This is a genomic window from Pseudomonas sp. LP_7_YM (assembly GCF_004364435.1).
Taxonomy (GTDB): domain Bacteria; phylum Pseudomonadota; class Gammaproteobacteria; order Pseudomonadales; family Pseudomonadaceae; genus Aquipseudomonas.
Genome location: NZ_SOCT01000004.1, coordinates 20,631 through 39,242, shown reverse-complemented (window position 1 = coordinate 39,242; position 18,612 = coordinate 20,631). Strand labels below are relative to the sequence as shown.

Annotated in this window: 14 protein-coding genes and 1 pseudogene; 6 read left to right on the top strand and 9 right to left on the bottom strand. The window is 58.8% G+C overall.

Going from position 1 to position 18,612, the window contains the following annotated elements; translation table 11 throughout:
- Window positions 1-64: 64 nt before the first annotated feature.
- Window positions 65-796: an alpha/beta fold hydrolase gene (locus EC915_RS11915; protein WP_133750741.1), complete on the bottom strand. Its 732-nt coding sequence runs from the start codon at window positions 794-796 to the stop codon at window positions 65-67.
- Window positions 797-1,028: 232 nt separating this feature from the next.
- Window positions 1,029-1,877: a carboxylating nicotinate-nucleotide diphosphorylase gene (gene nadC, locus EC915_RS11910; protein ID WP_133750740.1), complete on the bottom strand. Its 849-nt coding sequence runs from the start codon at window positions 1,875-1,877 to the stop codon at window positions 1,029-1,031.
- Window positions 1,878-2,258: 381 nt separating this feature from the next.
- On the opposite strand from nadC, the gene EC915_RS11905 reads away from it, so the two are divergent.
- The 3 genes from EC915_RS11905 to ampE all read left to right on the top strand — a co-directional run bounded on the left by EC915_RS11905 (window position 2,259) and on the right by ampE (window position 6,030).
- Complete coding sequence (locus EC915_RS11905) at window positions 2,259-4,517, top strand: DUF1631 domain-containing protein (protein ID WP_133750739.1); 2,259 nt, start codon at window positions 2,259-2,261, stop codon at window positions 4,515-4,517.
- A 112-nt stretch (window positions 4,518-4,629) separates the two neighbouring features.
- Window positions 4,630-5,178, top strand: coding sequence for a 1,6-anhydro-N-acetylmuramyl-L-alanine amidase AmpD (gene ampD / locus EC915_RS11900; protein ID WP_133750738.1), 549 nt, complete (start codon window positions 4,630-4,632; stop codon window positions 5,176-5,178).
- A gap of 15 nt (window positions 5,179-5,193) precedes the next feature.
- Complete coding sequence (ampE, locus tag EC915_RS11895) at window positions 5,194-6,030, top strand: regulatory signaling modulator protein AmpE (RefSeq protein ID WP_133750737.1); 837 nt, start codon at window positions 5,194-5,196, stop codon at window positions 6,028-6,030.
- Window positions 6,031-6,273: 243 nt separating this feature from the next.
- On the opposite strand, the gene EC915_RS11890 is transcribed toward ampE, so the two are convergent.
- On the bottom strand, window positions 6,274-6,735 hold the full coding sequence (locus EC915_RS11890) for a hypothetical protein (RefSeq protein WP_133750736.1): 462 nt from the start codon (window positions 6,733-6,735) through the stop codon (window positions 6,274-6,276).
- A gap of 2 nt (window positions 6,736-6,737) precedes the next feature.
- On the opposite strand from EC915_RS11890, the gene EC915_RS11885 reads away from it, so the two are divergent.
- The gene (locus tag EC915_RS11885) at window positions 6,738-7,595 is read left to right on the top strand and encodes a LysR family transcriptional regulator (protein ID WP_133750735.1); all 858 of its coding nucleotides are present in this window, start codon (window positions 6,738-6,740) and stop codon (window positions 7,593-7,595) included.
- Window positions 7,596-7,649: 54 nt separating this feature from the next.
- On the opposite strand, the gene EC915_RS11880 is transcribed toward EC915_RS11885, so the two are convergent.
- Together EC915_RS11880 and EC915_RS11875 are read right to left on the bottom strand one after the other, a co-directional pair.
- Complete coding sequence (locus EC915_RS11880; protein WP_133750734.1) at window positions 7,650-8,501, bottom strand: HPP family protein; 852 nt, start codon at window positions 8,499-8,501, stop codon at window positions 7,650-7,652.
- Window positions 8,502-8,766: 265 nt separating this feature from the next.
- Window positions 8,767-9,222 (bottom strand): helix-turn-helix domain-containing protein, encoded by a 456-nt coding sequence (locus tag EC915_RS11875; RefSeq protein WP_218568084.1) that lies wholly within the window; start codon window positions 9,220-9,222, stop codon window positions 8,767-8,769.
- Between the two features lie 78 nt (window positions 9,223-9,300).
- Here EC915_RS11875 and EC915_RS11870 point away from each other — a divergent pair, with 78 nt between their 5' ends.
- Window positions 9,301-10,236, top strand: a complete 936-nt coding sequence (locus EC915_RS11870; protein ID WP_133750733.1) for an aromatic alcohol reductase — start codon at window positions 9,301-9,303, stop codon at window positions 10,234-10,236.
- A gap of 19 nt (window positions 10,237-10,255) precedes the next feature.
- On the opposite strand, the gene EC915_RS11865 is transcribed toward EC915_RS11870, so the two are convergent.
- Window positions 10,256-11,434 carry a sugar transporter gene (locus EC915_RS11865; protein WP_133750732.1) on the bottom strand — a complete coding sequence of 393 codons (1,179 nt, stop codon included), beginning with the start codon at window positions 11,432-11,434 and terminating at the stop codon, window positions 10,256-10,258.
- Between the two features lie 357 nt (window positions 11,435-11,791).
- On the opposite strand from EC915_RS11865, the gene EC915_RS11860 reads away from it, so the two are divergent.
- Entirely contained in the window at window positions 11,792-14,455 is a 2,664-nt protein-coding gene (locus EC915_RS11860; protein ID WP_133750731.1) for an autotransporter outer membrane beta-barrel domain-containing protein, read from the top strand.
- Window positions 14,456-14,597: 142 nt separating this feature from the next.
- Here EC915_RS11860 and adhP read toward each other — a convergent pair whose 3' ends face one another.
- From adhP to EC915_RS25630, 3 genes and pseudogenes are all read right to left on the bottom strand, one after another.
- Window positions 14,598-15,608, bottom strand: coding sequence for an alcohol dehydrogenase AdhP (gene adhP / locus EC915_RS11855; RefSeq protein WP_133750730.1), 1,011 nt, complete (start codon window positions 15,606-15,608; stop codon window positions 14,598-14,600).
- A gap of 397 nt (window positions 15,609-16,005) precedes the next feature.
- Window positions 16,006-16,794 (bottom strand): methyl-accepting chemotaxis protein, encoded by a 789-nt coding sequence (locus EC915_RS25635; RefSeq protein ID WP_372237895.1) that lies wholly within the window; start codon window positions 16,792-16,794, stop codon window positions 16,006-16,008.
- Between the two features lie 66 nt (window positions 16,795-16,860).
- Window positions 16,861-17,631, bottom strand: a pseudogene (locus EC915_RS25630) (MCP four helix bundle domain-containing protein); the annotation flags it as partial.
- Window positions 17,632-18,612: the final 981 nt, after the last annotated feature.

The following is an 18,612-nucleotide window of genomic DNA, read 5'->3' as shown; positions in this document are numbered from 1 at the left end:
CCCCGGCATCTGGTCACGCCCAACACCGCCTCGCACCGCGCCCGCAAAACAGAGAACAACACCCCTAGCTCAACCTCCGCAGCACCTCGGCAAGTAGCGCGGGATGCGAAACGAAGGGCTCGTGTGGCGTATCGATTTCAATAATGCGCGCTGCCCCGGCCCGTTCGGCAAAGCGACGTTGCCAGAGCGGCGGCAGGATGTTGTCGCGCTGGGTGAGGATGTAGGTGGCGGGCATCAGGCCTTGGTAACCGGCGCGCGTGACCGGTTCCAGAGCGACTGCCGGCGGCGTGCTGTCTTGTGCCACTTCGCTCAATAACCAGCTCAGCTGGACCTCGCTCAAATCCTGGCCAAACATGGCGGCGCTGAGTGCTTGCGGCGTGCTTGCAAGTGGATCGATTGGATAACCAACATGCTCGGGATCTTCGCCGTGCAGACCGGTGCCCAGCAGCTGCATGATGCTCTGCCCTTCGGCAGGTAGCGAGGTCGCCAGATAGATCAGCTGCGAATAGAGCGACGGATCCTCGACCGCCATCATGGGCACGAGGGCGCCAGCAATTGAGTGGCCCAGCAGAATGCTCTGCTTGACGTCTGCCGTGCGCAGGCCGTCGTTGAGTTCTTTTACAACCGTCGCCAGGTTTAGTTGCGAGTTGTCGCGACCACGTTTACTGCCGCAGCCTGGCATGTCGAGGGTGATGATGCGCTGAAACCGCGCGGGTTCTTTTGCCAATTCTTCCAGCAGCGGCGCCCAGCACCAGGAGCCGTGGTTGCCGCCGTGAAGCAAAATCAGATCTGCCATCTCTCTTTTCTCCCGTGCGCCCCCACACCATCGCGGTGAACGAGCAGCTTAGACGACAGTTGCTGCTGAGCAGAGCGACCAAAACAGACAACGCGGCCAGGATTGTTCGATTTGGGTGCTTGCTGCGGATGGCCATTGTGTCAGTGGCGGCTGCCAGAGCGCTGCACCGGCTGTACCGCGCGTGGCGAACTGGAAGGCAAGTCGGGCAAGCACACGCGCACAGAGATTTACGTCAAATACTCAACCGCATCGACAAATCCACCGCTTTCACATCCTTGGTCAGCGTGCCAATCGAGATGTAGTCCACCCCGGTCTCGGCAATGCTGCGCAAGGTCGCATCGGTCACTCCGCCGCTGGCTTCCAGCCGGGCGCGGCCAGCGGTGAGACGCACGGCCTGGCGCATGTCGTCCAGGCTGAGTTCGTCGAGCATGATGATGTCGGCGCCGCCGTCGAGGGCTTGTTGCAGCTCGTTGAGGTTTTCCACTTCGACTTCCACCGGCTTGCCCGGGGCGATCTTGTGCGCGGCGGTGATGGCGTCGGCGATGCCGCCACAGGCTGCAATGTGGTTTTCCTTGATGAGGAATGCGTCGAACAGGCCGATGCGGTGGTTGTGGCAGCCGCCGCAGGTTACGGCGTATTTCTGCGCCATGCGCAGGCCGGGCAGGGTTTTGCGGGTGTCGAGCAGTTTGACCTGAGTGTCGGCGACCATATCCGCGTAGTGCTGAGCGCGGGTTGCCACGCCCGAGAGCATTTGCAGGAAGTTCAGGGCGCTGCGTTCGCCGGTCAGCAGCGAACGGGCCGGGCCTTCGAGGTGGAACAGGGCTTGGTTGGGTTTGACCCGATTGCCATCGACCACTTGCCAGTGCACCGCGACGCGCGGGTCCAGCTGGCGAAAAACCCTGTCGACCCAGGCGGTACCGGCGATCACCGCATCATCGCGGCAGATGACGGTGGCCCTGGCCAGGCGCGTGGCGGGAATAAGTTGGGCGGTGAGGTCGCCTGTGCCGACGTCCTCCAGCAACGCGCGGCGTACGTTGGCCTCAATCTCTGCGGTGAGCGAAGCTAGGACTAAATTCGGCATATCGGATTCCACTAACTATGTGCGGCAAGTATAAGGCAGCCAGCTGTACCGACTCACGGGCCTGGAAGCCTTCAACTGAATGGATGCCATGCACTCTGTCGGTTTTTTTGCCGTTTCTGCGATGGAACCGGTTTTTCGCGGTCTATCCCAGCGCGTTTCTCTCTGCTACCTATTATTCTATCTAAAGGGGCGTGCCCGCTGGCGAGCGCAAGCGTTTTAAAAGATACTTTGCCTTGTATTTGACGTCATAGGCTGACGTTCTGCCTGCGTGATTCAAGGACTACATAACTCGAGATTGTCCAAGTGGAGCTATCGTTCGCTTGGGATCGTGTTGTGGCTATCGCAGTGGCTGTTTAAATGATGTTTAACGAGAGGTCCTTGATGCAGAACGACGGTAAAGTGGTGCCTTTGAGCAAGATGCCTGCTGATCAGCTGGGGTCTTCGCCTGTCGCTGCCCGGCTGCCCGTCGTTTTATTGCAAGTGCGTGATAAAGCCGCACAGCAGCTCAAGGAAAGCCTGCAGACCCTGTTCGATAATGCTGACGACACGTTGTTCGAGATGGCGGATCGTGCGCATAACAACGCCGAGCAAAACATCTTTTTTGAAGCCATGCGTGACCTGCGGCTAAAGCGTAAGAGTATCGAACGCAATTTTCTGGACAAATTCTTCGATGCGTTTCTGCGCCTCGGTCAGTATGAAATCGCCGAGCCGATCCTTACCGAACCCGTGTCGTTCGACAAACTGGCGCTGGTCCATAACGATGATCTGGAGCGTACTGTTGCCATCGATTCGATGGTGACCAAGGTGGTCAGTCGTGATGGCGTGGCGCTGAGTCAATTGACCACGCGGCTGAACGAGTTGATCCCCCAGCCGCTGACCGACGAAACGAACCCGTTGGGGCCGACGCTGCTGTGCGATTTCTTCTTGCAGGCCGGGCGCAATCTGGGCGTCGAAATCAAGGTCAAGCTGATCATCCTCAAGCTCTTCGAACGCTACGCTCTGTCCGATGCCGATCAACTGTATGAGGCCGCCAACCAGTTGCTGATCGCCGCTGGTGTGCTGCCTGATCTGAAGGTTCTGCCGTCGCGTCGTTCTACCGATCGTTCCGCCAGATCGAACGCCGATTCCGAGACGCGGCGCGCCGAAAGTGCGGCGATGGTTCAGGTGGCCGAGAAACTCGATGAAAGCGTGCAGGAAGTTTTTTCCGCGTTGCAGGAGTTGTTGGCCCACGTGCGGGGCAACTTGACGCCGCGACCGGACAGCGCAGGCGAAGTCCGACCGATTTCCAGTCAGGATCTGCTGCGTCTTCTGTCTCACCTGCAGCAATACGTGCCGCGCGCCGAGACGCCTGATGACTTCGATCTGCGCGCGCAACTGGAACAGCTGATCGCCCGTGTGAGTGCTCGCAGCGGAAAATTCCGCACCGTCGGCACCATCGATGAAGACGTCATCAACCTGATCTCGATGCTCTTCGAATTCATTCTCGACGACCGTAACTTGCCCGGTTCGCTGCGGGCGTTGATCGGGCGTCTGCAGATTCCGATGCTGAAAGTTGCGGTCATCGACAAAAGTTTTTTCAGCCGGGGCAGCCACCCGGCACGGCGTCTGCTCAACGAGATCGCTTCGGCGGCGTTGGGCTGGGGCGGGCGCGACGATAGCCAGCGGGACTCGCTGTACACGCGCATCGAGCAGATCGTGCAGCGGCTGTTGCATGATTTCGTCGATGATCCGGCGATCTTCACCGAGTTGCTGGTGGATTTTCTGGCCTTTACCAGCGACGAGCGACGTCGCAGCGAATTGCTCGAACAGCGTACTCGCGATGCCGAAGAAGGCCGGGCGCTGGCGGAACTTGCGCGGCAACGCGTACAGCAGGCGCTCAACGATCGTCTGCTCGGCAAGACCCTGCCCGAGGTGGTGGTGCGCTTGTTGCAGGAAGCCTGGAGCAAGGTGCTGCTGCTGACATGCCTCAAGCATGGCGAACAGTCCATCGAGTGGACGGCCGGATTGCAGGCAATGGACGAACTGATCTGGAGTGTCGAGCCGCACGAAGAACCGGATGCCCGCCAGCGTCTGCTGGAACTGGTGCCAGGGCTGCTCAAGTCTCTGCGCGACGGGCTGAGCAGTGCCGCGTTCGACCCCTTTGCCACCAGCGAATTTTTCAGCCAGCTCGAAGCCTTGCATGTGCAAGCGTTCAACCATGTTGCGCGCACGCAGGAAGCTGGTGCAGAGCCAGCCAGCGTCGAATTGCCAGTGAGCGTGGCTGGCGAAGGGCCGTCGATGATGGCGGTGGTGGAGGAGATCGTGCTGGTCGCGCCGGGCGAGCAGGTGCAGAGCGAGCCGTTGATGCATTTGCCGGAGGACGACGAAGGTCTGCTGCAGGTCGGGAAGTTGCGGCTGGGCAGTTGGGTCGAGATTCAGGAAGACGAAGAGCACAAGCTGCGGTGCAAACTCGCGGCAATCGTCGAGCCGAGCGGGCGCTACGTATTCGTCAACCGTACCGGGATGAAGGTGCTGGAGAAGACCCGCATGGGACTTGCCGTCGAGTTCCGTCGCGGAGCGATTCGAGTGCTGGAGGATTCGTTGCTGTTCGACCGAGCGCTGGAATCGGTTTTGGGTAATCTGCGCAAGCTCAAAGGATAAGGCGTTGCGGTTGCTCACTCCCACAGCGCGTCATGCAGTGCAGTGATTTGCCCCACATCCTTTCCCATCGCGGGCATACTGGCCGCTATCGATTCGGCTTTAAGGATCTTCCATGCAACTGGACCCTGCCACTGGCTGGTGCCACGGCGCGCACCCTAGTCCATCCCCCAATTTCAATGCCCGTCCGGATGCGGAAATCTCGCTGCTGGTGATCCATAACATCAGCCTGCCGCCCGCGCAGTTCAAGACGGGCAAAGTGCAAGCGTTCTTCCAGAACCGCCTGGACGTCACGGAGCATCCTTACTTTGGAGGCATCGCAGACCTGCGGGTTTCCGCGCATTTTCTGATCGAGCGTGATGGCGTCCTGACCCAGTTCGTCTCCTGCCTGGATCGCGCCTGGCATGCCGGCGTTTCGCTGTTCGAAGGCCGGGAGACCTGCAATGACTTCTCCATCGGCATCGAACTGGAGGGCACTGATGATCAGCCGTTTACCGACGCACAATACCAAGCGTTGATCGCCCTGACCCGGCAGTTGCAGTCCACATGGCCTGCGATCACCTCACAGCGAATCTGCGGGCACAGTGACATTGCGCCGGGGCGCAAGACCGATCCCGGCCCGTGCTTTGACTGGGCACGCTTTCGTTCGGCTTTGCAGGATTGAATCAAGGAGTAGGTAATGAGTTTTCTGGTGTTGCTGTTGGCCGTATGGATCGAGAAGTTTTCCGCCCTGCGTCAGCGCGTGCAGCATGATGCGCCCTGGCTGAATCAGCTCGCGCGGCTTGAGTCCAACCCGCGCACGGCCACGCGCCCGTGGTGGATGCTGACGTTGACCGTGTTGCTGCCACTGTTGGTGCTGGCGCTGATTCTGGTGATTCTTGACTCCGTCGCATATGGCTGGCTGGCGCTGCCGATTCATCTTCTGGTGCTGATCTACAGCCTTGGGCGCGGCAACGTAAAGGCCAATCTTGGCGCGTTCCGTGATGCTTGCAGACGTGGCGATCGGGAAGCAGCGGTGCTGGTGGCCGAGCGTGATCTGGGGGTCCAGGCCGAAAACGAGGAGCAATTGCTCGGCGGCGTCCAGACGTATCTGTTGTGGCAGGTCTATCAGAGCTTCTTCGCCGTGATCTTCTGGTATTTCTTGCTCGGGCCGGTGGCCGCTTTGGCGTATCGACTGCTGGCTCTGGCTTCCGAGCATGGCAAGACGCCAGAGCTGGTCGAGCGCGCGACCCAACTGCGCCATGCCTTTGACTGGGTGCCCGTGCGCCTGCTGGCGGCGAGTTTCGCGCTGGTGGGTAACTTCGTTGCGGTCAGTCGGGTGATGCTCAGCGAGTTGCTGAACTGGAACATCAGTGCTTCGACGTTGATCGCCAGAGCCGGTTGCGTGGCGGGTGAAGTGCCCGCCCCGTCTGTTGGTGTCGAGGGCGTGAACAGCCTCGACGTGCTCTGGGAGTTGCTTATCCGCGCGGCGATCGTCTGGTACGCCGGTTTTGCCTTGTGGACGTTATTTGTCTGAAGCCCGGCACAAAGCCTATGGAATGCGAAACTTCGGCGAGGCGTGCCAAAGCTCGGCACGCCTCTGTACATGCGCAAGTAATTGCACGTATGTCGAAGGTCATTCCTGCACGTATTGATGTAAATCAACAGCGTGAATCGGCGGCCATATCCTTGCGCCGCGTTTGGTGAGCGTGCCTTCTACATGTTGCAGGTATCCATGGACCATCCTTTTCTTGCTCGTTGACAATTCTTGGCGAGCGACTCAGTTACCCTGAATTTTCTGTAACGCCTGCTGGGTCAATGAAACGCACTCCCGTGCACCATCAGCGTTATGCCGCGCCAGTGCCGATTCGGCGCGGTGGACGGTGGTGTCGACATCGCTTTTCACGGCATCACTGAGGTCTGGTCTGGCCACTTTTGCATCGCGGACTTTGCTCAGATTCATCTGACACTGGCTGCTGTCGTCGTTGGCGGACGCCGCGGAGGGCAGGGCGAGTGCAGTCAGGAGCAGGCCGGTGAACAGGGCATGTTTCATGGTCGTTTCCGCAGAAGGGTAGGGAAGGGGTTCATGATCTGCACGAACCTGCTGCATGAGACAGTGAATTTCCGATTTCTGCCAGATGCTCCGCCCGCTCAATCGCAAATCTTCCCGGCTTTCCCGCTGGACGGCATACCACTGCGCTACCATGGCGCCGCGATCCTGAAGCCAGAAGCCGAGCCGCATCGATGGACATTGACCTTGCCCGTACCTTTCTCGAAATCGTCCGTCTGGGCAGCCTGATGGCCGCTGCCCAGAAGCTGCACGTCACCCAGACCGCCATCACCGCCCGCGTGCAGAAGCTCGAAGGCCATCTGAACTGCAAGTTGTTCATTCGCAACCGCACAGGCGCCAGGCTGACCTGCGACGGTGAGGCGTTCGTGGTGTTCGCCAATCAACTGGTGCAAACCTGGGATGCCGCGCGCCGCGACCTTCCGCTGCCGGATGGCTATCGCCACGTGCTGCGCGTGGGCGCGGAGATGAGCCTGTGCAATCCGCTGATGTTGCATTGGGTACGCGCGATCACACACTCGATTCCCGACTACGCGCTGCATTCACAGGTCAAGGAGGGCGATGCGTTGATGAAGGACATCGAGCGCGGCGTGCTGGATGCCGCGCTGGTGTATCAACCGACGTATTGGCCGGGGCTTCAGGTTGAGGAACTGCTTGAAGAGAAGCTGATTCTGGTGCGTGTCGTCGGTAAGCCCGAGCCTTACATCTACATCGATTGGGGCCCTGCGTTTCGTCAGCAACATGACGCGGCAATGCCGGAAAAATCCAAGGCGGCTGTGGCCTTTAACCTTGGTCCCTTCGCGCTGCAGTACATGCTCGATAACGGCGGCGCCGGTTACTTTCGAACACGAGTGGTTCAGTCCTACCTGGATCGCGGCCTCTTCGAGCGAGTGCCGCTGGCCCCTGAGTTCAGCTACCCGACCTATCTGATCTATTCGCGGGAGAACGCATCCTCGGGCCTGCAGCGGGCGTTGGCGCTGCTGCGTGAAATCGCCAAAGAGAAGGGTGACTGGTCGCAGCGCTGGGACCGTTGATTTAACGCGTGTCGCCATCTCCTATAGGCTCGCCTGCATCCCAAGGGGTACAGGTCAATCCACCAGGCTGATAACGCCAATCACCTTGTGATCGGCGTCGAGCACGGGCAGGTATTGACCGCCTTGCCGGGCCAATATCTTCATCGCATCGGCCACCGAATGCTCAAGCGTCAGGCTCTGCATGTTGCGGGCGATAATCCTGGTGGTGTCAATATCGCTGCGGTTGCGATGCCGGGCGTTTTCTTCGGTTTTGTGCAGGATCGTTTCCAGGTCTTCGTGGGACATATCGACGAATGTGCCGACATCCTCCAGTGCTTTTGCCAGGTCTTGCGCCTGAAAACCACCGGGTTCAGGCTTTGAAATCGATGGGAACCCGGTTTCGGATCTGGCGTGGGGTTTGGGGTAACGCACTTGGGTCAGGTTGTTGTAGATCAACGCCGTGATCAACAGGGCTGAAGCGTTGAGCATGACCGGAAGCAGCACGTGCAGTCCTGCCCCGGAAATCGTGTTTTGAGATGTGATGATACTGATCGCCACCGCCGCGCCCGGTGGATGCAGGCAGCGACAGACACACATGATCACGATCGCCGAACACACCGCGACACTCGCAGCACTGATGGTATTGCCCAGCAGGTGGATGCACAGCAGCGCAACCAGCGCCGAGATCAGGTAACTGCCGATGATCGACCACGGCTGCGCCAGTGGGCCTGCGGACACCGCGAACAGCAACACTGCCGAAGCCCCGATGGGGCCGAGCAGATGCAGTGTGACGTCGATGCCGAACAGCTCACGGCTCAGCAATCCAGTAAGAAAGATTCCAAAACATGCGCCCAGCGCGGCACGGCACCATTCAGCGGGACGGGTATTCAGGGGATGAGGGATGAAACTGCGCACAAGCGTTTTCAAACGAGAAAAATCCAGGGAGAAATGGGAGCTTGCCGGTGAAGGTCAAACTCCCGCACAAAAGGGGCACGTGCAAGGTCGATCAAAGGCCGAACTGCATCGCAAAGCCGTTGCGTCAGCTGTGCGGCGACCTCGAAACGCCCTGAGTGTGGTCAGAAAGCGCAGGTCATACAAATTCGAAATAATGCAGTTTTAATACATTTTTTTTGAATCAAACGTACGTTGGGTTCTGGCTGACGAAGCGGTCCAGAAATAAGCATGAAGTGAATCAAGGCATTTCGACCCGCGCTTTCGGCATGCCTACTTTAGGCTGGGCATCGAATTTAGCCCGTGAATGGCGAAAGCCGTCAGCGTTTTCCATCACCCAGGTCCACAGCGGAATCATCCGCGCCAGTAGGCCCATTCCCAGTTCTGAGAGTTCGTATTCGACTCGCGGCGGGACTTCCTTGAAGTCGTGTCGCAGGATCAGTCCGTCGCGTTCCAGCAGGCGCAGTGTGCGGGTCAACATGCGTTGGGTAACGCCGTCCATCCGTCTGCCGATTTCTGCGTGGCGCAATCTTCCCGATACGCCCAGCGCATGCACGATTCCCAGCGACCAGCGGTTGCCGGCGTGGGTCAGCACTTCTCTTTTGAGGCCGTCTTCATCTGCGCTCAGGGCATCACACGCCGCTTGCGAGCGGCGTAGAATCTCTTCGTAATCGAGTTTTTCAGTACGTGGTATCACGGATGTGCCTTCTTATGGGCTGTTTGCAACTGTGCCAGCATGGCTTCACGTTCCAGGCAATACAACACAGGATTGACCATGCGCACTGATAACCACTCAACTGTTTCCCAATCGATTCTGGTCCTCGGGGTCGGTGAACTCGGCCTGTCGGTATTACGCCATCTGGCGCCTCTGGCGGCACGCGCCGACTCCAACGTCACAGTGCTGCTGCGTGCATCGGCCACCGAATCGCAATCGCCGGACAAGCGACGGGTCATCGCGCAACTGCGCAATCTGGGTGTGGCGATGCTGGCGGGCGACTTGGTTGCATGTTCTGTCAGCGAACTGGCCGAGATGTTCGCACCGTTCGACACTGTCATCAGTTGTGCAGGTTTTGTCGCTGGTCGCGGTACGCAACTCAAGCTGACGCAGGCCGCGCTTGAGGCTGGCATACAGCGCTATTTTCCGTGGCAGTTCGGTGTGGATTACGACTTGATTGGCCGTGGCAGCCCGCAGGATCTGTTCGATGAGCAACTCGATGTCCGCGATTTATTGCGAGCACAGGACAAAACGGAGTGGGTCATCGTCTCCACCGGCATGTTCACCAGCTTTTTGTTCGCGCCGGTGCTGGGTGTTGTCGATCTAGCGAATGACACGGTCCATGCGCTCGGCAGCCTGGAAACGGCGGTGACCGTGACCACACCCGAAGACATCGGGGCGCTGACCGCCAGCATTGTTTTTGCCGAGCCACGCATTCGCAATCAGGTCGTTTATATCGCTGGCGACACGGTGACCTACGGACAACTGGCGAGCATGCTGGAAGCGGTTTCAGGCCGCGCTTTCCAGCGTGTGGAGTGGAGCGTGCCGTTTCTGGAAGCGCAACTGGCGGGCGACCCTGAAGACTCGATCAAGAAATATCGAGCCGTGTTTGCACAGGGGAAGGGCGTCGCGTGGGACCGGGACGTGACGTTCAACAAGCAGCAGGCCATTGACGTGATGGATGTCGAGCGCTGGGCTCGCAGCAACCTGAGTTAACGGCCTGTGACGAAGTCATTCAGGCACGAATGGTGTCGGCGTAGCGGTAGCTTGCCAAACACGCCAGCAGCAAGCCGCTCAGCGCCACCAGACCACCCACCAACCCGATATTGGCAATGCCCAGCTGGCTGATTACCATACTGCCCAGCAGCGCACCGCCGCCGATGCCGATGTTGTAGATCCCGGAGTGCAACGCCATCGCAACGTCCGTGGCGTCAGGTGCCATGGCCAGAACCTTGGCCTGCATGACCAGACCGAAGCACATGATCGCCATGCCCCAGACGATACTCAGTGTCGCCATCAACGGCGCGTTGCCGGAGAGCGGCAGCAACAGCACCAGACACACACTCAACGCCCCGATGGCCGTAATCAGAAAGCCCAGCGGATAACGGTTGTTGTAACGGCTGAACATCACGGAACCGAGGATTCCCGCGCCGCCGAACAGCAGCAGGATGAGGGTCACCATGCTGCCGTCCATCTTCCCGACAAGCTGCGCGAACGGTTCGATATAGCTGTAGGCGGTGAACTGCGCAGTGACCACCAGCGCCGTCAGGGCGAACAGCGAAACCAGCGCGGGGCGCTTGAACAGGATCGGCAGGCTGCGCAGAGAGCCCGAGTTCTGGCTTGGCAGCAGTGGCAGCGATTTGATCAATACCAGCACGGTCAGGCCCGCTGCGCCAGCAATGGCCAGGAACGTCACACGCCAGCCCAGTGCTTCACCCAGCACACGGCCCAGTGGAATCCCCAGCACCATCGCCAGTGAAGTGCCTGTTGCCAGCAAGCCCAAGGCCTGAACCTGCTTGCCCGCAGGCGCCACGCGCACCGCCAGAGAGGCGGTGATCGACCAAAATACGGCATGTGACAGCGCGATGCCGACACGGCTGACCAGCAACAGCCCGAAACTCGATGCAAGGCTCGACATCACATGGCTGATGATGAACAGCACGAACACGAACATCAGCAGCTTGCGCCGCTCGATGTTGCGCGTTATCAGCATCATCGGCAGCGACGTCAGGGAAACGATCCACGCATACACCGTCAACATCAGGCCGACCTGTGCGGTGGTCATATCGAAACTATGGCCGATAGCGCTCAGCAAACCCACCGGCGCGAACTCGGTGGTGTTGAAGATAAAAGCCGCCAGGGCCAGCGCGATCACGCTGAGCCAACTACCAGTGCGAGCATCGGTGGTGTTCATGAAGGACGCGTCCGCCTCAAGGAATATGTCAGGGTCGCCAGGCTCATCCACCAAACGCCGACAAGCAAAAACGCCGCGCAGGGCTCAAGCCGAGGCGGTGAATGCAGTCAGCAAACTATTATGAGTATGAGAAGGTAATGACCAGATTTGGCGCAGTCTACGCGCTTGTTAACGTTGTCACAACGAGGTGGCCCTGCGTCAAAATGACTGAGGTACTCCGCTCTCAAACTTGACAGGTCGCAAGCAATATCCTTTGCTCAACAAACAGAAGTACCAACTCGGTGTCATCTGACGCATTAGGCAGCGGTGATTAAAAGGAAGTAATCCAGCTTTGGGCAATGCCCAGCGGAGTATTTGATGAAGCAGCCCATAAGGGCGAGCGTCAGCAATATTCTCTATATGTCTTGCGTATCTATGTTGTTATTGCCAGTCACGGAGATTAAGGCCGCTTGCACACTGACACCCGGTGCAGGTAATGACAGCTACGTCTGCGACAGTGGTAGCAGTTCCTCTCTTACCGATTTATCGGGCAACAACAGTTTGCGCTTCCCCGCAGCGGGTACCGGGACGATTAACGGGAATGTTCTGTTCGGTCCGGGCGTTGACCAGTTACTGATGGATTCCGGCACTATCGCAGGTTCGATCAACCTGGGAGACGGTGCCAATATCGTTCGCATTACTGCGGGAACCGTCACGGGGGCCGTCAATCAGGGGGCGGCGCCCGATTTCTTCGAGATGACCGGCGGTTCGATCAAGTCCCTGTCGCAAGGGGATGGTCGTGATACGTTCCTGATGAGCGGTGGCACCATTGTCGGGGCTTTCGAAGACGGCGACGTGGCTACGATGAGCGGAGGCACCATCGGTCGTGTGGACATGAAACTCGACAACAATATTTTCGACATGTCGAACGGCCAGATCATCGGCAACCTGGTGACCGGCTTTGGGCGTGACACCATCATCGTATCCGGCGGCACGATTGGCGGAAATATCAGCGTCAGCGGTGGCAATGACAGCATTACGGTAACCGGCGGTGTGATTTCCGGTGAGATCCGTGCCAGCGCAGGCAATGACCTGTTCACGTGGGACGGCGGCGGGCTGATCAAGTCGGCAGTGCTGATGGGCGACGGCGACGATACTGCGCTGCTCGCCAACCTCACTGAGCGTACGCTCGGCGCGACCCCGTCGGTCGATGGTGGCCTGGGCGTGGACACACTGACCTTCAGCAACACCGCTTCTGCCAATCCGGCGCGTTACGTAGGATGGGAGAGCGTCAATCTTGTCAATCAATCTCGTTTCAATCTGGGCAACGGCAACTTTTTCCTCGGTGACAGCGCCAGCACGACTGGCCAATTCAACATCGATAACACGAGCACACTGACCGCAAGCCACGGTGCAATTCGCCCTTATGAGGCGGACCGGCTGGTCACGCTCAACAACGCCGGGGTCATTGATATGGCGAGCGGCAGTGCGGTCGCTGGCGATACGCTCAGCGTGTACGGCAACTATGTGGGCAAGGGCGGTCAGTTGCTGGTGCAAACGGTGCTGGGGGATGACGCGTCGCCCAGTGACAAACTGATCGTTTCCCAAGGCTCGATCAGTGGCAACACGCAATTAGCGGTGACCAATCTGGGAGGGTTGGGTGGACTGACCCAGACCAACGGTATCGAAGTCGTTCAGGCGCTTAACGGCGCCACCAGTACCCGTGATGCCTTCGCGTTGAAAAGCTCTGTGTCGGCTGGCGCTTATCAGTATTACCTGTTCAAGGGAGGTGTGACGGCGGGCACCGAGAACAACTGGTATCTGCGCTCGTCGGTCGCTGCGGTGGGCATTCTCGGCGCTGCGCCGGCCTCTCCAGCCACCGTGACGCCGCCTGTCACCACCCCGGTGGCTGCGATAGCGCCCGTGGTCAGTGCCGACGAACCGCCCGTCGAGGCGCCGACGTCCACACCGGTCGCGCCTGCAGATCCTCCGGCCGCCCCCTCGACGGCGCAAGCTGCCGTTTCGCCGCAGCCGGCAGCCACCACGCCCGCAGTTCCGCAGGCCACTGCTGGCGCCGATCCCATCCCGCTTTATCGCTTGGAGGTGCCGGTTTATTCGGTCATTGTGCCTGCTGCGCAAATGATGGCGTTGTCGGCACTGGGCACTTTCCATGATCGCCAGGGCGAACAAAGTCTACTGAGCGAAACCGGCGTGACACCCGCTGGCTGGGCGCGGATTTACGGCAGTGATATGCGCAAAAGCTGGTCGGGTACCGTATCCCCGCGCTTCGATGGCTCAAGCCAGGGGTATCAGGTCGGCCACGACCTCTACGCCTCAACCATGGATTCTGGTCTGTTGCAGCGTATGGGCTTGTTCGTCGGCCAGAGCCGTTTGCGGGGTGATGTCGATGGTTTTGCCGATGGTTTCCAGCATCGCAATGCGGGTCATCTGAAGCTTGAAGGGGATCATTACGGCGCTTACTGGACGCTGTCAGAGCCCCAGGGCTGGTACCTCGACGCCGTGGCAATGGGCACCCGCCTCGATGGCACCAATCGATCTGACCGTGGCGTCAAGCTGGACACTGAAGGCCGCGCCGTTACGCTCTCGCTGGAAAGTGGTTACCCGTTACCCCTCTCGGAGCACTGGGTCGTCGAGCCGCAAGCACAGGTCATCCACCAGAGCGTTGACCTGGATAAGCAAAACGACGGCATCTCGGATGTCTCCTTCGACTCTCAGGATTACTGGACCAGCCGTATCGGCGCCCGGCTCAAAGGCAGATATACAGCCAATGGCGTCCCGATCGAGCCCTACCTGCGGGCCAATACCTGGCATACGTTTGCCGGCAGGGACACCGTTACCTACAACGGGCTTGACCGAATCAAAACCGGGCATAAGTCCTCCAGCGCCGACCTGGGTGTTGGCGTGGCGGCCAGATTGTCAGGCGGCGTGAGCCTGTACCTGGCAGTGGATTACGACACGAACCTGGACAGCGAAGCGCTGGAAACTCTGAGCGGGACAGTCGGTATCAGGGTGAGCTGGTGAGGTGTCATGAGGCGTCGCCGCGCGAATATCCGGCGTTTATTGACGCAAGCGCCGGACATTCCAGCGCCTGACCCTGCCGACGACTCGACCAGGCGCGGGGGAATCCCTGCCTGGCCGAGCTTCGTTCAGAGGCTATTTTCAGTCAGCTGGCAAACTCGACTACCATCCGGCCTTTGATTTTGCCGTGCTGCATTTCTTCGAAAATGTCGTTGATCTCGTGAATCTTGCGCGGCGTCACCTTGGGCACCACCTTCCCCTCGGCGGCAAACTGAAATGCCTCGACAAGATCCTGACGAGTGCCGACCAGCGAGCCAACCACTTCGATGCCATCGAGAACCAGTCGCGGAATATTGAGGTTCATGGACTCCGAAGGCAGGCCCACCGCAACCAGTCTGCCGCCCGCGCGCAGGGCGTCCACGGCAGAGTCGAAAGCGGCTTTGGCCACTGCGGTGACGACCACGGCGTGCGCACCGCCGGTTTTCTCCTGAATCAACCTGGCAGCGTCTTCATGCAAGGAGTTGATGGTCAGATCAGCGCCCATCTCGGCAGCGAAGGCCAGTTGCTGATCGTTGACGTCAACAGCGATCACCTTGGCGTTGAACACGTTCTTCGCATATTGCAGCGCAAGATTGCCCAGGCCACCCAAGCCATAGATGGCGATCCACTGACCGGCACGGATGTTGGAAATTTTTACGGCCTTGTACGTCGTCACGCCAGCGCACGTCACGCTGCTGGCAGCCGCCGAATCCAGCCCGTCCGGCACCTTCACCGAGTAATCGGCAACGACGATGCATTCTTCGGCCATGCCGCCGTCCACGGTATAACCGGCGTTCTTCACCGTGCGGCAGAGCGTTTCATTGCCGCTGTTGCAGTACTCACAGTGCCCACAGCCTTCATAGAACCAGGCCACGCTGGCGCGATCACCTGGCTTGAGGGAGGTGACGCCCGGTCCGACCTCCTTGACGACGCCAATGCCTTCATGACCCAGGACCACCCCGGTCTTGTCACCGAAATCGCCGTTCTTCACATGCAGGTCGGTGTGGCAAACGCCGCAGCATTGCATCTGGAGCAAGGCTTCACCGTGCTTCAACGGTCGCAAGGTTTTCTCAACGACCTCTACTCTGTGATCTTTACCGACAACAGCCGCTTTCATCGTCATCATCTCCTTCTTTGTGTGATGAACACCGCCACTGACTCAAGGCAGCGCAGCCCGGATCGAGCGGGGCAGGGAGAGAGGAAGTCTGCCCGGCGTGGACGACTTCGCATTCAGTGACAGCTTGCCACTTTGGCACGCCTTTGTGATCCCCGGCTTGATCCACCGCAGGTAGCAGCTGACTTTCGGCGGGCACGTGCTGAACATAAACACTTCACTCTGCCGCTTCTGAGCAAAAAACAGAACATAAAAAAAGACGTCCGTGGACGTCTTTAAATAGTGGTGGGCTGAACCTGGGGCCGCGGCAACTAAACTGACTACCCAGCGCCAGTATGGTCTGCGAACGATGCCGATCAGGACCATCGCCAACTCAACATCCGTCAGCCGCCGACCAATGTCACAGTCTGAATTTTTTCACCATGCCTTCAAGGTTGACTGCCAGGCCGGACATTTGCTGGCTGGCATGCAATATCTGGCGTGTGCCTTGTTCGGTCTCGCCCGACAGGTCGCGGATGCTCACCAGATTGCGGTCGACTTCCCTTGCGACATAAGCCTGCTCCTCAGATGCCGTGGCAATCTGCAGGTTGCGCTCTTCGATCAGGCGTACCGCATTCATGATCTCTTCAAGTGCCTGCCCCGCCTCTTGAGCGATCTCGTAAGTGTCATGGGCCTGCACGCTACTCAGTTGCATCGAGTCGACTGCGCCTTGAGTACCGGATTGAATGGCGGCGATCATCTGTTCTATTTTTTTCGTCGATTCTTGCGTGCGGTGGGCCAGGGCGCGGACTTCATCCGCCACCACCGCAAACCCCCTGCCTTGCTCGCCAGCCCGTGCAGCCTCGATGGCGGCGTTGAGCGCGAGAAGGTTGGTTTGCTCGGCAATGGCCCTGATCACGCTGACCACCTCGGCGATGTCCTGCGCCTGATTGGCCACGTTTTGCACCTGCTCGGAGGTACTTTGCACCTGTGCGGTGAGCTGCTTCATGGCAGTGAGGGTCAAGGTGACCTTGCCGTTCCCGGCCTTCGCCGCCTCACTCGACTGGCGCGCCGATTCGGAGGTCGAGGTGGCGTTGCGCGCAACCTCTTCGACAGCTGCGCTCATTTGCGTGACGGCGGTGGCGGCCTGGTCGATCTGGCCGTTCTGCCGGTCCTGGGTGACGCCTGCCTTCTCGGTGACCGAGTGCATCTGTGTCGCTGAAGAGGTGAGTTGCGAGGACGAATTGACGATGCCCTGAATCGTCTGCCGCAGGTTTTCCTGCATTTGCTTGAGCGCCTGCATCAGACCGGCTGCTTCGTCCTTGCCCTGTATATCGATAGAGCGGTCCAGCTCGCCTCTGGCGATAGCCTCGGCCAGCCCAAGGCAATCGCCGATTGGAGCAGACAGGCTTCTGGTCAGTCGCCAGGCGAGCAGCACGGTCACTGCCAGTGACAGGACGACAATGATAAGCATCGCAGTCAGGCTGTGGTTATAGACCTCTGCAGAGTGCTTGCCTGAGGCCGTCACACCGTCGGCATTGAGATTACGCAGCGCGGTCAACTTGACCTGGTAATCCCGTGCGCGTTCAGACTGCTCGCCATTTGCGTATGCAACAGCCGCATCTCTGTCCGTCTTGGCCAGCAGCACCAGATGATCCAGCCCTTCCAGATATTTTTTCATCAGGGCGGAAGCTTCATCGAAGCTGTTTCTTTCCTGTTCCCCGGTAATCAGGTGCTCTCGATAGTAGTCGGTGAGGCTATTGAGCTGATCGCGATTTTGCTCGATGGCCTTCGCCGCATTTGCAACTGAATCCGGGTCAGTGGACGCGAGCAGACGTATGCCTTCCAGACGGGTATGCAGCAGGGCGATCTGAATGTCGTCTGTCTTTTGGATGCTGGGCAACCAGTCGCTCTCAAGTTCCTGCTCGGTCAATCTGAGGTCGCGGATCTGCTCGAACGCAAAAGCACTCAGCAGAAGCAGAAAAAGGGTAATGACAGCGAAAGCGATGGCCGCCCTCGGAGCTATACGCAGAGATCGCAGGTTCATAAAAACTCCAGAGGAGGACCGTATCGCACGATCCGATTACCAATGTCATCTGCCAGATGAGCTGGAACTTAAACAAAGATAGGCACTTTTTACGCTTTGCGCTAAATGCTTACGAAGGGAAATTGTCATGCTTGCGACGGGCGCGCGCGTGTCAAGTTATTCCAGGTCGACGGTTTGAAATTTGCGCGGGTTTAACTGCCGTTTGTTCAGGCAAGCGATGAGCGATGTGCAGGGTTTGATAGGCTTTGGATGAACAGGAAATTCGTGATGGGTGACCTCATCGGTATGACTGAACGAATAATTTCGACGAAGGCTCCATATTTGTGAGCGCTAACGTCGAGCGCATAAAAATCAGGCACATTCGGATGGACATCTTAACTCCGTCAATCAGGTTAGCCCGCTGGAGTTCCAACTGGTCGATAGTCGGCAGCCACATGGTGTGTACGCGTTGCATGTCCGGGCAGGCCCCAGAGAAAGCACTCCTGCCTTTCCCACACGCCAAGCGCTGCGAGTTATTCGGTGCGGATTATCTGTTTCCGTGGAGGACCCTCTCGTTGATCGTCAGCCCCTCGGCTCCCGAGACCGATCAACGCTGACATCGATTTAAGAGGAAGCCCCGGACCAGACCTTCCTCCGCAACGTCCTGAAGATTTTGGGCATTCAGGGCAGATATGACCAGCTCCTCGCTGGTTTCACAAATTGTTTGATTCGAGCCGACCAGTTACGCCAGACCAGAGGTTTCAGGCGTGTCCTGTTTCGACAATAGTGTTAATAAAAGCCGCTGGTTTGCCTCGACCAAATGAACAGCCTGCAGACTGGCGCCCATTTGGAGCACCCACCCTTCAACCCGGCGTGTTCAATGTTGAACAAGGTTGTAAGCGATACAACATAAATGACGCCCAAGCGCGCCAGACCCGCAAGTTCTCGGCTCCCAACATAATGAACATAGGACCAGGGACGCCTGCGATAGCACCCGATAAA